The 18,557-nt window shown below is 47.9% G+C and carries 3 protein-coding genes; all 3 read left to right on the top strand.

Features of this window, described 5'->3' with window-relative positions; all coding sequences use genetic code 11:
- Positions 1 to 221 precede the first annotated feature (221 nt).
- Genes FK220_RS06840 through FK220_RS06830 form a run of 3 tightly spaced genes read left to right on the top strand, consistent with a single transcriptional unit; the run spans position 222 to position 18,557 of the window.
- Positions 222 to 2,456 (top strand): T9SS type B sorting domain-containing protein, encoded by a 2,235-nt coding sequence (locus tag FK220_RS06840; protein WP_152573503.1) that lies wholly within the window; start codon positions 222 to 224, stop codon positions 2,454 to 2,456.
- Positions 2,457 to 2,484: 28 nt separating this feature from the next.
- Positions 2,485 to 4,683 carry a PorP/SprF family type IX secretion system membrane protein gene (locus FK220_RS06835; RefSeq protein ID WP_238718919.1) on the top strand — a complete coding sequence of 733 codons (2,199 nt, stop codon included), beginning with the start codon at positions 2,485 to 2,487 and terminating at the stop codon, positions 4,681 to 4,683.
- Positions 4,683 to 18,557: a T9SS type B sorting domain-containing protein gene (locus FK220_RS06830; protein ID WP_152573502.1), complete on the top strand. Its 13,875-nt coding sequence runs from the start codon at positions 4,683 to 4,685 to the stop codon at positions 18,555 to 18,557. The genes FK220_RS06835 and FK220_RS06830 overlap by 1 nt, the downstream gene beginning before the upstream one ends.

Genomic DNA, 18,557 nt, shown 5'->3' with positions numbered 1-18,557 from the left:
TCCCATACAAATAAGGGCGTTTCACAACAACTTTGTTCCACGATACAACATTAAATTCCCTGCGCGGTAATTATAAGCCATATTTGTTGTTGAATACTGTATAGCTGTAAAGCAATGGCCCACTAACCCAATTTTGAGCTATTGTTAAACATCGACCACTTATTCGTTTTATCCGGTCCCAAGTCAGATAGAACCAGTAGTCACTAAAACTACAACTACTTATGAAAACAAAATTATTTCCCCATCTGCGTTTTCTCGCACTGACCTTTCTGCTCTTTGGGGCATGTGAAGCTTCCGCGCAAATTATTATTCAAGCACCGGAACCCGCCCCAAACCCGAATTTTGGGGGCTCTCCTTGGACCCAAATCTGCGCCGGCATCGGAGGATTTAACCAGTACTATGCGACTGTAGATTTTACTGGGTCGACCAACAACGATAATGAGTGGATCTTGGAACTATCCGATGCGAGCGGGAGTTTTGCCTCCCCCATCGAATTGGCAAGGGAAAGCGATAACACAACGGTTCAAGACACCGGTTTTGAATTCTCAATTCCTACCGATACAAGAGGTTCAGGATACAAACTACGGGTTAGGAGTACCAGCCCTGCCAAAATTGGTACGGAGTCCGGTACCTACAATATGTACTACATGGACCAAACTACGAGCTTTAATATAAGTCCCAATGGAGACGGTTCCACCGGTGATGTGTGCAGCACAACACCCATTAATCTCACCGTAGACAATATACCCAATGCAAATACCTATCAGTATATTTGGTATCGAAGCGGCTCCCTATTATCCGAGACAAGCGAAACCGTTCTTGCCGACCAAAGTGGCGTATACCAAGCATATGTGGATTACGGAAGCTGTACTGGGTCGAGCAATGCCTTTTCCAATTCGGTTATGGTAACCATCGGTTCCGCCGGAGCAGGTATCTCCATAGTCCCGCCTGCCAAAACCGCCTTGTGTGCAGGGGACGTGGAAACCTTACAAATAGATACGACCGACCCTTCGTGGAACTATCAATGGTATCAAAACGGCACCGCCATTACCGGAGCGACCAATCCTTCTTATAATGTCGACGCGAACACTCCTGGATTTGAAGGAAATTATGAAGTCGAGATTTCCGCTACCGGAATCTGTAATGAACGATCAGCGGCGGTCACCATTACCAACGCAGCCAATTTTACGGTTACGAGGGACAATCCCGCCAATATTGTGGTATTGCCTTCCCAACCGGAAACCCTAAGCGTAAGCACTACCGCTCTTTCCCCTTCGTACCAATGGTATCGAAACGGCAGCGCCCTAAGCGGAGAGACCAACAATACGTTAGCCATCACACAAGACGGAACCTATTACGCAGCGGTGACACAAAATGGAGGGGCCTGCTCCTCAACGACCAACTCGGAAACTACCACAGCGGTCGTTCCTGCTGCCTTTGAGGTAGTTATCGGCTATCAAGGCACCTATTCCCAGTGTGTAAGCACCAGTGGTGTGTTGGAAGTGACTACCATCAACGCCGACGATGGGGCTGGAAACTTGACCGATGTAACAGCATCCTTAATCGATGCCTTTGGCTATCAATGGAAAAAAGATGGTGTAGACGTGGCAGGAGCTACGGCAAAGACCATTAGCCTCACCAGTACTGCCGAAAACGGATCATATAGTGTCGATGCCGTGTTGAATACCTATAACGATACCTCGAATAGTCTATCGGTTCAATTATTGACCAATGAGACAGTGTCTATTACCAGTACAAGTACCGTTTATTGTAACAGTACGGATACAATCACCGTTAGCACCTCCTCCGATCTAAGCAGCGATGCCTTTTCTTGGGAGCGGGATGGAACCAGTATCAATACGACCGACTTTGCCCTAAACGTAAACGAACCAGGAACATACCGTTTGGTCATTGATAAAAATGGATGTGACCTGATTTCCAACGAAATTTCCATTTCACCTTTGAATGCCGATCTGATACAGTTAGACGTTGATGGGGATGTGGTATTTCCAGAAGGAAGTTCCAGGACCGTTACCGCATCTGGCGGGACCAGTTATCAGTGGTTTGACGCCGACAACAACCTGGTAAGCAACGGCGACTCGATGACCTTCACGGAGGAGGGCGATTATGTATTGATTGCCAACATAGACAACTGTGAAGTTTCCAGACAGCTCAGGGCCGTTTACTTGGAACTGTTCAATATACCCAACGTAATTACTCCAAACGGAGACGGAGCCAATGACCAATGGGTAATTCCCAATTCCTATTCGAACAAGTCCGATGTCAACGTCATTATTTATGATGATAAAGGAACTGAATTGATGAATGTTATGGGATATCAGAACAACTGGCCCGAATCGTCCATGTCGTTCCCTAAACAAAATATGGTATTCTACTATGTGGTCAAGAACGCCACCGAAACATTAAAACAAGGCACTATTACAGTTATTAGATAACAAAACACCAACCATACTACCTGAGACCATGAAGCTTTTAAGACTCCTTTCTGTATCGATGATTGCCCTTTTGGCCATGACAACGACCTTGCATGCCCAGGAAGACGATCCCATTCTGCCCTACCGGGTGGCGCCGCAGAACTTGCTAAAGTTCAATCGGTTTTTGATAAACCCTACCTTTTCCACGGTAAGGGAAGACAAGTCCTATATCAACTTGTTGCATAGAAACCAATCGGTACAATTTCAGGACAATGACCAGACGTACTTCTTAAGTTATAGTGGCCGTATCGGTGATCGAAGTGGTCTTGGTTTGAGCTTGTACACGCAACGTCTTGGTCCTATTTCCAATATCGGGGTGCTGGCGAACTATGCCTATGGCCTTAAGTTAAGCGATAAGAGCAATTTCACTTTTGGGGGTAATCTGGCCTACTATAGTACAGGATTAAATCTGAACGATGTTAGTGCCCTCGAGGTTAATGATCCCCGGCTTATCGGTACCCAAGACAGTAATGTACTCTCTTTTCAACCTGGATTTAATATTTCATACGGCAATTTCGACTTTGGAGCCTATGCGGAGAACCTAATCGAATACAACCTAAAGACCAGCGAATCGCTCTCCGAATTTGGGGATAAGGCCTATTCGGCCCATTTACAATACACCTATCCTTTTAAAAGCGGATCGGGAATCATGGAAAATGCCCGATTGATGCCTTTGGCCCGTGTTCGAATGAATGGCCAAAGAGCGGTCTCCTCAGGCGCCAATGACCTTACGTTGGGAGGAAGTCTCATCCTCGACCTTCCCAAACTGGGATGGTTACAGGGAGGATACGATGATTTTTATGGCGCTTCTGCCGGTGTCGGATTTAACATCAATAAAAGACTTTCCTTGGGTTATACCATGGAAAAAGGCTTAGTCAACGACTTGGATAATTTCGGTGTCACCCATGAAATATCATTTGCCTACTCCTTTACTCCTAATTTGACCGAAGACCGAGTGATGCTCGAAGATGGTTATGAGGAACTGGCAGATAGCGAAGAGCCTACCAACGAAGACTTGGCAAGTAGTGAGGAGATCGAGGAATTAAAGCGAAAGCTGGCAGAGAACGATGCCATTATCGCCGAATTGATGTTCCGCCAAGACTCCTTGGAGGCCAATCGCCAAAAAGATTTGGAACGTCGTTTTGAGATGGTCATGCGCATGGTACGCAACGAGACCAATGGCGAGCGTCCGGACCTGGAGAAAAGGGCGGAGGACCTTTTCCTTGGCGGAAAGGAGCGACCTACGACGCTGGCCGATAATTCTAACGACAATAGCTATACAGCGAATAGCGGCCCGACCCAACCAAAGGATATGGTGACCCCTGTTTCCACGGAATCGCAACGTACCAATAATGCTTTTGACAACAGTGGTAGGGATCGAGTAACCACCACTACTCCAAATACACAACGTAGTGGCAATTCACCCAGCACTAATTCGGCCATAAACAACAGATTAGCTTCCACACAGGATAACACACGAAACCAAAACGAAACTCAAATTGCCGATCGAAACGCCATCAAAAGTCGAAAATTCCGCAACTTGGATGGGGTGGAAAACGGCTACTATGTCGTCGCCAATGTGTATAAAGGGGGCCATTATATGGATAAGTTTATGAACGACCTCAATGGACGCGGCTTTGTGACCGACTATATCGATAATCCAAACAACGGTTTGAAATACGTGTATTTGGAACGTCACGATAGCTGGGAAGACGCCGCCGCTGCGTACAAAAGTAAATTGGGAGGCGCCTACGAAGGAGACCTGTGGATCATGAACGTAGACAATCGGTATACCAACGAACGCTATGCCAGCAACGTAGAAAAAGTCAAAGAAAAATCCAATCGGTATTCCGATAGCGAGGTTGCCTACAATGAAGTGGCAAAGGACAAAGTCGAAGCCGTTGAACCGATTACCAAAAAGGCTATTATCAATGGCGTGGGCTCTGGTTATTATATCATCGCCAACGTTTTTGCCAACCCAAGGAATGCCAATCGTTTTGTGAAGTTGTTGAATTCCTATGGGTTAAGTGCCAGCTATTTCATTAATCCGGAAAACAACTGGCGCTACGTATACCTCAAGAGACACGAATCTTGGAATAACGCTCTCATTTCTTACTACACCAAACTAAATGACACGTATGATGACAAAATGTGGATTATGCGTGTGAAACCAAACCTACTGACTTAATGAAACCTTTATCGACCAAAAAGCTATTCTTATCTGGTTTTTTATTACTTATTGCGGGGTGCCTTACCAGCTTCTCCCAACTAAAAAACGATTTCGATGTTCGCTATGAGGCAGATATACGGGGTGAATTAACGTTCATTGCCAATAATATCGTCAATCGTAATGTAGAAGAATCCGTCCGATACCGATGGGTACGGCGGCGTGGGAGATGGGTGCTGGAAACCACTACGGTGCCGGCAGCCAGCCCTAACGAACCTTATAACGATACCGGGAGTTCTTCCATCAGCAACGACAGTCACGATATGCAATATATCGACATTGACAATGACGCCAGTACCTTTAGTTCGAGCAGTGCTACCTTGGACATACCCGATGAAGGCTGTTCCTTGATTAGATATGCCGGACTTTACTGGGGTGCGGTGTATGTGAACCCGGATCGAAGTAATCTCGATGAAATAAAATTTCGAGTGCCCGGGGGTACCTACCAAGATATTACCGCCGATGAAATTCTTTTTGATGGTAACGGTGATACCGACTTCGGATATTACAGCCCTTATGCCTGTTATAAAGATGTAACCTCCATTGTAGCCGCGAATCCTAATCCGGATGGGGATTACTTCGTCGCGAATGTGAGGGCCAGCCTCGGTGGAGGGATTGGTGGAGGTATTTCCGCTGGTTGGACCTTGGTCATTGTTTATGAAAATCCCAATTTACCCGGCAGCAAGTTCATAACCACTTTCGATGGCTATGCAGGAATCAAGTCGGGGGAGTCAACCGATATTCCTATCAGTGGATTCACCACTTTACCGGCTCCGTTCGATGTGAATGCAAATATTACGGTAGCCGCGTTGGAGGGCGATAACCGCATAGAGGGCGACGGCCTTCTGATCAGTTCCGGAGGTAATCCGTTTACCCCCTTAAACAGCACGGTTAATCCTAGTGACAACTTTTTTAATGCCAACATCTCGATTGACCCGAATATCGTGATGACAAGAAATCCCAACAGCATCAATACCCTTGGGTGGGATACCGATCTTTTTCCAGTTACCAACAATTTCAACCAGGTAATCCCCAATGACGCGACCAGCGCAATACTCCGGGCCACCTCGTCGCAGGATAAATACGACATTTTCTTTGCGGCTTTTGATGTGGAAATCATCGCCCCCAATATCGTTTTGGAGAAAAAGGTTTTTCTGCCGGGAGGATCCAGTGATGCCGACAATATAACGGGCCAAGGGGTAAATCTCGGTCAGAATTTAGATTACGTGCTCTCTTTTGATAATATCGGAAACGATGATGCCACCGGTACCAAACCGGACCATCCGGATTACCAGCCTGGCGATAGTCCATTTTATACCATTAGAGATGTTCTTCCACTGAACGTATCGCCCCCTGATGGGCGTACGGATTTTATTCCATCCGATTTTGTACTTCCTCCGGGAATGGCACAACCGACGTATGATCCAGCGACCAGGACCCTCATATTTACGATTCCCGATGAGTTGGTGGAAAAGGATGCGCCCCAATATTCGATTCGATTCAGCGTACAGGTCGCCGAAAACTGTTTTGACTTTATCAATGCCTGTTCCGATCAAATCGAGAACTTGGCGTATTCAACCTATAGAGGGGTTGAAAACAGTGCTCTGGTGACCGATGACCCGAGTGTTACCGATTTTGATTCTTGTGGCTATGTGGTGCCAGGGGCGACCAATTTTCTATTGGACGACCTATCTGACTGCAATTTTGAAAGAACACTGGAACTCTGTGGCTCTAGTACCCTTTTGGATGCCGGAGATGGTTTCGGAGGATATATATGGAAGTTGGATGCCAATGAAAATGGAATTTTCGATGACTCTGATCCCCTGGTGCCCGATGACGGAGATCCAGACAATGATCCAAGTACTATTTTGGTGAATCAAGTGGGGACCTATATTGTTGACAAACTAGACCTCGACCCGTGCAAGGGCTTTAAAGAAATAATTCATGTGGTGCCCTACGGATCCGGATCGATACCGAACCCGATTATCGATTATTTCAATATGGTCAACAGCGATGCCGATACCACTAACGATTTGGCTGGGGAAATTGTTCAATGTAGTATCGACAGTGATTTTTTACCCAAAATCTTTCTTTGCGGTCTGAATGATTCCAGACAGTTGCAAGTAAATATTCCGGATGCACAAAGCATCAGCTGGGAATTATTGGATCAAGCCAGTTGCGATTCAGAAGGTGATAATTGTGCCAGTAAAAGCGTGGAGTGCGTGTATAATCAAGTTGGTACTGGCAACAATTTCATTGTCAATACAGCCGGTAAATACCGGTTGCAAGTAAACTATCTCAACGGATGCGCCAGCCGTTTTTTCTTTCACGTCTTTCAAAACACACTCGATATCCAATCTACCAAGCAGGATATCATTTGCAACACACCTGGTAATATCACGGTAAACAGTCCTGCTACCGGATATGGATACCGCTTGGTCGACGATAATACAGGAGCGGTCATCGTGCCATTCGGCACCAACAACAGCTTTGACTTCGGACCCGGAGAAAATGGTGGTTACCGAGTGGAGGTGACCCCGCTTGACAGTTCGAACCAACCAATAACAGGTGCCTGTATCTTCAGTACCCCGGTCATCGGCATTCTTGATCGGGAGGTACAATATGCCGTTGATACTACCGATGCCGGTTGCAATGGTTTAGGGTCTATTAGCCTCGAAGTAAGCAATGCCGACGCCAATTATGAATATGAAATACGTTTGGATGACGGAAGCAACGGGGGCCAGGGAACATTGGTCGATAATGCCACTGCCAAAACGACCAATTATTTTACGTTCGACAATCTTGCCGCTGGTGATTATATTGCGATTATTCGAACAGACGATGGTTGTTCCTACAGCGAGCAGGTTACAATCGCTGATGATGGCCGATTGAATTTGGAGGCAAGGGTATCGCAACATATTACCTGTAGGGAAGGGAACATCCAAATGTCTAGTACAGGAGGTCAAACCCCACATACCTATGCTATTTGGAGTCATGTCGACGACGGTGGGGCCACAGTCATTTCCTATTCCGATGTGACCGATATTCCGGCCTCGGAATTCCAGTCAAGCCAAATTTTCGATATCGTAGATCCAGGAGAATACACCTTCGTAGTAGTTGATAGAAATAGTTGTTTCGCTTTCTCCAATACCGTTACAATAGAGTTTCGCCCTGCGGCGGAGTTCAACCCTACCTCGGTAAGTGATGTGCTTTGTTTTGGAGACTCCAATGGTTCCATCCAGATGAACCTAACAGATGACAATAATTACCAACTTACCTATTACCTATTTGACAATGCTACCTTCGATGAAACCAATTACAACCTCAACAATGCCCAAGCGGTCAATGCCACTGGCTATTTTCCCGGGTTACCGGCCGGGGATTATGCCATCGTCATCAATCAACGAAGAGGTAGTGCTTCTTGCGATTACTTTGAATACCATACTGTTTCTTCACCAACGAGTGCCCTTGCGATCGATGGGGTCAAGATTCAGGACTACACCTGTACACAGGATGGTATCATTGAAGCACAAAACGTAACCGGAGGTACTGCCCCCTACGAATACAGTATAGACGGAATCTTTTTTGTTTCCGATACTACTCCCAATGCCCATCGTTTTGAAAACTTGGGTGAAGGCTCCTATGTAATTACGGTAAGGGATGCAGCAGGATGTACCGAAACTACGGGTCCCATTCAAATGAACCCGCTTAATGAACCTACAAATCTAACATTTGCCTCCACACAACCTATCTGCCCTGCAGTCACCTCCGACGTGACGGTGACCGTTATAGGTGGCAATACTCCTTTCAACTACGAGATAATCGCCCCGGCAGGGGATGCCCTCGATAACGGAAACGACCCTGTTTTTGTTGGATTGGCGCCGGGCACCTACACCTTCCGGGTCGAGGACGCCAAGGGATGTACTATTGAAAGAAATTATACCATCAATCCAATTACCCCCATAACGGTGGTTGGACAGCTGGACAACAACATCTCGTGCTTTAATCTTCAAGACGGGGCGGTTACCTTTAACGTAGCAGACTTTGCAACTTCCTATGATTATAGTGTGGTAGGTCCTGCTAACTTTAATGGGGTTGGCGAAACAAGTGCCACCGTATCACTTACTAATTTGGAGGATGGTACGTATTCTATTACGGTTACTGATTCCGATACACAGTGTATAGCTACCGCAAGCGTGACCGTTGCCGCGCCTCCGGCAGCTCTCGTAATTTCCGATTTAAATATTACCGATCTGAGCTGTTCAACAAGCGGTACCGTCCCAGGTTCTGTGACCGTGACCGCACAGGATGGATGGGGTGGCTACGAATACGAGTTGGAAGATCCGGCCGGTGGAGTAACAGGGCCACAGTCCAATAATTCGTTCTCCGGACTCACGGATACTTCTGGCGACTATACGGTAACCGTCAGGGATGCCGGAGGGTGCACCGTAACCCGAACCTTTACCCTTACCCCCACGGTAACTCCAGTGTTGGAGGTAACGGCCAATAGTTTATGCTATGATAGCACTGCGGGCTTGACCTTAACCGCCAATGTCACCTCCGGTGGGGAAGCGCCTTTCCAATATCGATTGAATGGTGGCGCCTATCAGACCGAGGTCGATTTTACGGGCTTGGGACCTGGAAGCTATACGATGGAGGTTATCGACAGCAAAAACTGCACGGCATCCACCAGTATCGATGTTTTTCCGACCTTAACCGCCTCGGCAAGTCTGATAAAAGACTTGGATTGCAGTGCCTCTCCCGATGCGGAAATCCGTGTAACCATCAACGGCGGAAACCCAACGTTCACCTACGAAGTGTTGCGGGACAATGCTTCGGTTCAGGCAAGCACTCCTGTACCAGCCATCCCCTTTACGTTTACGGCGACCGTTGCAGGAACCTATGAATTTGTGATAACCGATAGCGAGACTTGTTCGGTGACCACCAATGAGGTAGTGGTGACCGACAATCCGCTTCCGACGGTAACCCCAGTTCTTACACAACCGCTATGTAATAGTGAAGCCAATGGTAGTGTCGATTTAAATGTGACCGGGGGATTACCTCCGTACAGTATCGTGTTCAACGGAAGCGCTCCAAGTACCCAGGAGGTATATGCCGGTCTGTCGGCCGGGGTAAACTATCCCTATACGGTTACCGATGGCAAAGGCTGCGTCGCTTCTGGCAGCATTACCCTGTCAGAGCCTTCAGCCTTGGCATTTGCCACATCGATAACACAACAGTATACCTGCGATACGGGGTCTGCAACCATCGAAGTCACCACCTTGCCTACAGGTGGGACCGGCCCTTACGAATATAGTATTGACGGTGTGAACTTCAGTGGTTCGACCACCTTTTCAGGACTGTTGAACGGACCCCATACCATCACGGTCAGGGACGCGAATTTTTGTACGGCAACCAGCATACAGACTATTGATCCATTAAACGGGCCGACCGATTTATCCTTTAGTGCGACGGCTGTCAGCTGCCCCGCGCTTAGCTCTGATGTAACCGTTTCCGTAGTAGATGGCAATGCTCCCTTTACTTATGAAATTATTGCTCCCGCGGCCAGTACGGCCAATAATGGAAACAACAATGTTTTTGTGGGACTGGCTCCAGGTACCTATACTTTCCTGGTGACCGATGCCAAGGGCTGTGATATTCAACGAGATTATAGGGTGGCCGATATTACGCCCGTCACTGTGGTTTCACAATTAACGACCAACGTCAGTTGTTTCAATGTTTTACCTCCGGACGGGGAATTCTCGTTCACGGTCGATGATTTTGCGACCACTTATAGTTACACCGTTGAAGATGGTAGTGCTGCTGTAATACAGTCGCAGAATACTATCAATCTAACCACGCCAATCGCGGTGGCCGGTCTTGCCGCCGATACCTATACCGTTCGCGTGACCGACGATACCACCAATTGTACCGCGACCACGACCATGACCATCAGCAATCCGCCGGCTGCTTTGGATTTCACCTTTACGGACACGCCGGTTACCTGTCTCGAAAACGCTACCATCACGGTGATGGCCACAGATGGATGGGGAAGCTACGAGTACCAATTGGAGAATACGGTAGGCCCGTCAATGGTTTATCCGTATCAACCAAACAATACTTTCACCAATGTCCCGGCTGGTAGCTACACCATTTATGTTAGGGATGTTGGAGGATGTGTTGTCGACAAGCCCATTACGATCGATCCTGCACAAACACCAACCATAGGGTTGGACACTACTTCGGATATCTGTTACGACAGTGCGACCCAAGCATCACTAATCATCAACATAACCGACGGTGTCGCCCCGTTTAGCTACACGATAAACGGAGGAGGACAAACCGCAGTTGTTGGCAACCCGTTTACCATTCCCAATTTAATACCGGGAACCTATGACATTCAAGTCACCGATGCCTATGGCTGTATGTCCAACATATTATCCCAGACCATAGCCCCGCAACTGACGGCAACCGCTACCTTGACACAAGACCTTTTGTGTACCGGGAATGCTATCATCGATGTTGTAATTAATGGAGGTACCACACCATATGCCACCTATCAAGTACAGATAGATGGGGGTGGCTATGGGGCGACAACCGCCATTGCTGGCACCAGCTTTACCTATAATGGCGCTGCGGTTGCAGGAACTTATCAGTTTTTAATTACCGATGCCCAAAACTGTCCTATCGAGACCAATGAGGTCATCATTACGCCGACGGAGATTCCCCAAGCCACACCGACCGTAACCGATGTTGCCTGTTATAACGGTTCCGACGGTTCCGTGTTCATCGATGTGGATTCGAATTTTGGTACCGCTCCCTATACCATCAGTTTCAATGGGAGTGCCTTTACCTCTACCACGAACTACTCTGGACTGTCTGCGGGCAATTATCCTTTCATCGTTAGGGACAATAGAGGTTGTGAGTTCAATGGAAACGCCATGGTCAATGAGCCTTTGCAAATCCTTTCGAGTATGACTGCAAGGGACGTAACCTGTGTTCCTTCATCGGGTGGCGTGAACAGTGGAAACCAGCTTGGAGGTGTCGATGTAACCATTACCCAAGGAGGTGTCGCCGACTATATTTATACGCTATACGACAGCGCGAACAATATCGTGGTGTTAGGTAACGGAGATCCAAATCCGGTTACTTCATCGAGCACGACACACTCTTTTGACGGGGTCGATTTCGGAGACTATTACGTACGGATTGTCGATGCCAATGGCTGTGAAAGTGATCTCGGTTCCGTTAGGGTCCGATCAAATCCATATTTAACGCTTACCGCCAATATCCCACCACCGGATTGTCCGACAGGCGGAACGGCTGAAATAACCGCTTCCGGCGGTTCTGGTGATTACACCTTTGATATTTATGATGTAGGGACGCCACCGACCTCGGAAATTTCAACGGCACCCGATACCGAAGTGGCGACCTTCACTGGCTTGAATCCCGGTCAAACCTATATCATCAGGGCGTATGACAACACCAACAATTGTACTAGCTATCAGGAAGTAGTCATTCCGACTTTATCGGGAATCACCGTAACTATAGATAGCACTACTGACCTAACTTGTGCCGGGGCCGATGATGGTGTGATGACGTTCACGGTCGATAACTACGATCTAGGAGTTACCAGTATCGACTACGAAATACTGAATGCGGTGACCAACACACCGGTAACAGGGGCAGGAACATATGCAGGAACCATCGGACCTGGTCCGGCAGGTGGACCGCAAAGTTTGACCATTAGCCAGATTCCCCCGGGTGATTATGTACTGCTTGTCGATGAGGCCACCGCCCCATCCTGTAGCAATACTACTACCTTTAGAATTACCGAGCCAACCCCGGTAACCTTGACCTTGATCAGCCAGACCGCCGCGAACTGCAATGATCTTGCCGAAGTAACGGTGCGAGCCAGTGGAGGAACCGGCCCATATAGCTACGCCTATGTGGTCAATGGTGCAGGTGTTCCCGGTGCCTTCCCTGAAGGGGCAACTTTTACATTAAATCCCACGGTTAGTTTGGATTGGGACATATATGCCCAAGATGCAAATAATTGTATCGTATCCATACCATTGGACGTGACCATTACCCAAGATCCATCGCCCCAAATAAGTGTCGCCCTTAATGACCAATGCACCGCTGACGAAGGAGGATTTTCCGTGGATATCACGTTGGATGCGGTCGGAATTATTCCCCATCGAATCAGCATTGATGGTGGCGCGCCACAAAGCGCTTCGGGCCTAAGTGTGGTCGGTGATATCATGACCGTTACCAATTTGAGTTCAGGCGCCCACACGTTTGAGATATTGGACGTAAACGGATGTGGGGAAACCGAAAGTATTACTATTTACCCGCCATTAGCGATTGTTGCGAATATTACAAATGATGAAAATTGCAATCCCGCCAATACGGGCGAAGTGACCGTGACTGCCAACGGTGGTTCTGGCAACTATACCTACAGACAAATTGCCCCGGCCGGTCCTACGGAACCATCGGGTATCTTTACAGGATTGACCCATTCTACCTCGTATACCTTTGAAGTGGAGGACGTCACCACGACTTGTAGGATTCCAATTACTGTCACTCTACCCACGCCAGTCGTTCCGACCTTTACCTTAAGCAAGACCGATGTGAGCTGTTACACTGGTAGCGATGGCACCATTACAGTTACCCTTGACCCCGGTAATATCGATATGCCGTATTCCTACAGCTTGGATGGGGGAGCCCCACAGCTCTCCAACGTATTCAATGGTTTAAGCCAAGGAACGTACGATGTAACGGTTATTTCGGATAAGGGATGTGAAGACACGAGGTCGATAGACGTAAATGAACCTAGTCAACTAGCAATCACTGCCCTGCCCTCTGACTTCAGCTGTGATGATGTGGCGAGTACCATAACGGTCACCATCGATAACGATGGTACGGGTAATCCGTCGGGAACAGGGCCTTATACATACAGTTTTGATGGAGGGGCCAACTACCAACCGGGCAACACCTTTGAGGTTCCCTATGGCTCGGCCGACGTTACGGTCGTTGTCAAGGACGCCAATCATTGTACCGATACCCGAGTTGTGAATATTCCAGTAAGACAGGATGTCCAGGCCACTATCAACAGAATTTCGGCACCTATCGACTGTACAACCGCCCAAGAGGTAATCGAGATTGTGGTCACCAATGGAGTCGGACCTTACACCTATACCGAGCTGCCTAGTGGGGCCGTTGTTCCCGACCCCACCAACATCGTTTTGACCGCGCCTGGAACGTATACCTATGAGGTGCTCGATACCGATACCAATTGTTCCGTAATCGTGGAGCACGTCATTGCCCCATACGATTTGATTGACGTATCGGCAACCGTTACCTCCGATGCTACCTGTAGTTACGGCACCGATGGACAAATCGAGGTGACCATTACGGGGTACACCGGTACCTTTGACTATGAAGTTCTTGATAGTACGGGAAGTGTTGTTGTCGGGACTTTGGACTCGGACAACGCCACTTCCGATCCGTATGTCTTCAGCGTGTCTACCACACTTGGGGCCGGAACCTACTCCGTGCGGATTATCGAAACATCCTTCCCGGAATGTCGTGATATATCGAATACCGTGACCATAGATGCTCCAGAGGCAGTAATGGTAATGGAGGTCAGCAATACCCCTGCGAACTGTAATGATGACGCGATTGTGGTAGTGCAGGCCAGTGGTGGCACAGCAGGATATACTTATGCCGTTTTACCCGATGGAAGCCCAGCTCCAACACTTCCGGCACAGTTTACGGAGGATGAGACATTGCATCTAAATCCGAGCACAAATACGTTATGGGACGTTTATGCCATGGATGTAAATGGATGTATCTCCCCTGTACTGGATATTACCATTAGTTTGGATACTTCCCCGGATATTTCTTTGGCCATTGATGACGAGTGTGCGGCAGAAGGAAGTTTTGGAATTACCGTTACCCTGGATGCCGTTAACACGGGTGTTGCACCCTATACCATGAGCATCGACGGAAATGCCTTTGAAAACATCGCTAGCTTTCCACACACCTATGCGGGATTAAGTGCGGGGGGGCATTCTATAGAAATACGCGACGCCAACGGATGTGGGGAAACTGAAAATATCAACATCGATCCGGAGCTAACGGTAATCGCGGTAGTCAACACCCAACCTACTTGTGCCACGAATGATGGAATCATCGAATTTACGGTGGCGGGAGGTTCCGGCGCTTTCACGGTCGAGCTGTTAAGGGCCGATCTTTCGGCAACCGGGATCGCAGCTACCGGAAATCAGTTTACCGGAGTCGCCTTTGGAGATTTTGTCGTGCGGGTAACCGATACCACATTGGGTACGCCTAATTGTAGTGCCGATGCCCCTATTTCATTGGAAGAGCCATCATTGGTAACCTTGTTGCAAACCGACAAAACGGATGTTAGCTGTAATGGCCTTTCCGATGGTTCCATTACCGTTAATATGGAAACACCGTCTGCAGGGGTGAATGACAACCCGCCGTACACTTTTGAGATTACCGATGGTACCAGTACATTTACGCAAAACACCAACCTGTTCACCGGACTTTCCGCGGGAACCTGGGATATTACAGTAACTTCCAACAGAAACTGTGTTGGTGTAGATCAAGTAACGATCGTGGAACCAACGATATTGGACGCTGCCATAACCAATGTAGGTCCTTTTGTCTGCGACCCTAATAATACACAACAAGCGGCGACCATTGAGGTTACCATTACAGCCGGAACCGGAACACCGGATTATTTCTATAGTGTAAACGGCGGCAGCTTCTTGCCAACCGGAGGAGAAATTTTTACGTACTCCGCCATAACGGCCGGCAACTACGACATTGTCATTCGCGATGCGAATGGATGTATGTTCCCGTTGCCGACCCAGAACATAGCGCCCCTTAATACCTTCATGGCAACCGTGGCACTAAGTGATGCGATTACGTGTGCCAACGGACGTGAGGAGGTCTTGATTACGGTGGCCGATAATGGCAATCCGAATACCTATACGTACGAGTTATTGCCTATGGGCAATTCCAACGGTACGCAAACAGCCACAACCGGGAATACCGCCACCTTTGAACTTACAGCAGTGGGGACCTATACATTCCGGATTACCGACACGGCTACTGGTTGTTATGTGGATACTGCGCCCTATGAAATAGTGCCATACGATCTTATCGAGGTGACTGCGCAGGCCGTCGATCCCGTCATATGCTATACTGATGTGAATGGAAGCTACAGCTTAACCGTTTCCGGCTATACCGGTGATTACGACTATGAAGTGTTCGACAGTGCCGATAATCTAGTTCTCGGCCCAGTAAGAACCGATACCGGGGTTAATCCCAGGGTGCTTAGCGGATTGTCTGGCGGTAGTTACTATGTACGTGTGACTGAGGTCGATGCTACTGGTACACAGCAGTGTTCGGATGAGACTAATATTTTCACCATCGTATCGCCCGATATGCCACTTTCCGTGACTACCACGCCTTTGGCCAACGTGACTTGTGACAATGACCGAGGAGAACTCTTGATTGAGCCAAGTGGAGGATACGCTCCCTATGATATTGTGCTGACCAACACTACAACCGGGGATGTTTATACGGAAAATGATGTGCTAAGCCACGTCTTTAATGGTCTTTCTGCGGGCAATTATACCATTGTAGTAACCGATAACGCTAGAACCCCTGGTTGTCAGGTAACCGATAACGAAGTGCTCATCGAGCCTACGCAAATAGATGCTACCGCCGTCGCTACCAACACGCCGCTATTGTGCGAAGGGGACACGAACGCTACCGTTTCTGCGATAGGCGTTGTCAATGGTAGCGGCAATTATGAATATCAGTTGAATTATTACGATCCGGCAGACGCTAACGATCCCTTCAACACTTCCGGTGCTATCTTGACCTTCAGCTCGGGTGCCCAAACAAGTCCCAATTTCAACAATTTGGGTGCGGGTATTTACAGCATCACCGTATCAGACGGATGGAACTGTGATCGTGTAACAAATTTGGTGGCCATTGAAGAGTATACGCCGGTGGTCGCTACATTGATTAGGACTAGCCCTATGACCTGCCAGACAGGTATCGAGCTCAGGCTATCTGCCTCTGGAGGTGCAGGAGCACCTTACGAATATTTTAATCCGTTGACGGGTACGTGGGATGCCATGGATGATGCTGCATCAAATGATGTTAAAATCCTAAGTTTTCCAAACAATCCAGCGACTGATCCAGACCTCTATCAATTTATCGTTAGGGATAGGAATGCTTGTATCTCAAATCCTTCCAATGAGATTTCGGGAAGAGAGCCGGAGGAATTGCAACTAGAGGCCACTGCCATTGCAGGTATTGACTGCTTCGGAGCGGATACAGGGGTCATTCAGGCGAGTGCCGAGGGTGGTTTAGGAAATTACCGATACTCGTTGTTCACCGATGCGGCTTTGGCCAATAATTATTACGGGGCCGGGGTCGATCAGGCTTCAGGAGAGTTCAGGGATTTACCAGCTGGAACCTATTACGTCAATGTCATCAGCGAGGATTGTACAACGCCTCCCGAAGAGGTAATCATCGATCCTGCGGTTTATCTCGAGTTCACGACCACTAAAACCGATGTGAGCTGTTTTGATGAGGAAGATGGAACGATTTCCGTATTGGATAATGGTGGTGGAACCGGTGAATATCAATACGCCATCTCTGGTCCTAACAATAATAACTTACAACAGTTTGATTCTATTAACGTCTTTACTGGACTGGAGGGTTCTCCGGAAGGAACGGTTTATCAAATAATCGCCCAAGATTCCAATGGTTGTCTCACATACTTCGAGGAGACCATCTATAAGCCGACAGAATTAATGCTGACGGCCACACCAACCGATGAGAGTTGTTTGGACAGCAATGACGGAAGTATTTTACTGAACATTACAGGAGGTACCGCTCCTTACCGTGCTGCTTTAAATTCTACCGATGATTCCGATTTCGTTCCCGTGGTCGATGGTTACGAATTTCAGGATTTGGCTCCCGGCATCTATGAAATTTACCTGCGCGATCAAAATGACTGTCCGTCAGTAGCGATTGCTACCGTAGCGGAAGGAGTGAATCTACGAGCCGAGGTACGACCTGTGTACGAATGCGACAGCAATAGGGTTATGAACTATATCAACATTACCCTGGAGGATGATACCATCCTCGGAGACGTCATGTACGCTTTGGATTCGGATGATATCAATGATGCCCAACTAAGTCCGGATTTCAGAAATTCAGCGCCTGGCGAACATTATGTTACGCTGTTCAGCGGCCGATGTGTTAGTGATCCATATCCATTTACCATCGAGGAATTTGAGGAATTGACGCTTCGTCTTGAAAACAACAACATAAATGAAATCACGGCTATTGCCGAAGGCGGACAGCAGGAGTATACCTTCTATTTCGGAGATGTCAACAATGGAAACGATAACACTTACTACATCAACAGAACGGACACCTACGTAGTGACCGTAGTGGATGAAAACGGTTGTGAGGTTTCGGTTTCCATATTCATGGAGTTCATTGATATCGAGATTCCTAACTTTTTTACGCCCGGGGATGGAGATGGACTGAACGACACCTGGAAACCTCGGAACGATGAAGGCTTCCCTGAGATACTAACTGTGATTTTTGACCGTTATGGTAGGGAGGTGTACAAAATGAGACTCGGTGATCAGGGATGGGACGGACGTTACAGGACAAAGGATCTCCCTAGTGGTGATTACTGGTACATTTTAAAGCTGAACGGAGAAAACGATGATCGTGAGTTCGTTGGCCATTTTACCCTATATCGATAA

Origin of the sequence: Pelagihabitans pacificus (genome assembly GCF_009371985.2) — a bacterium.
Taxonomy (GTDB): Bacteria; Bacteroidota; Bacteroidia; order Flavobacteriales; family Flavobacteriaceae; genus Pelagihabitans; species Pelagihabitans pacificus.
This window is presented reverse-complemented; position numbering and strand designations above follow the sequence as displayed.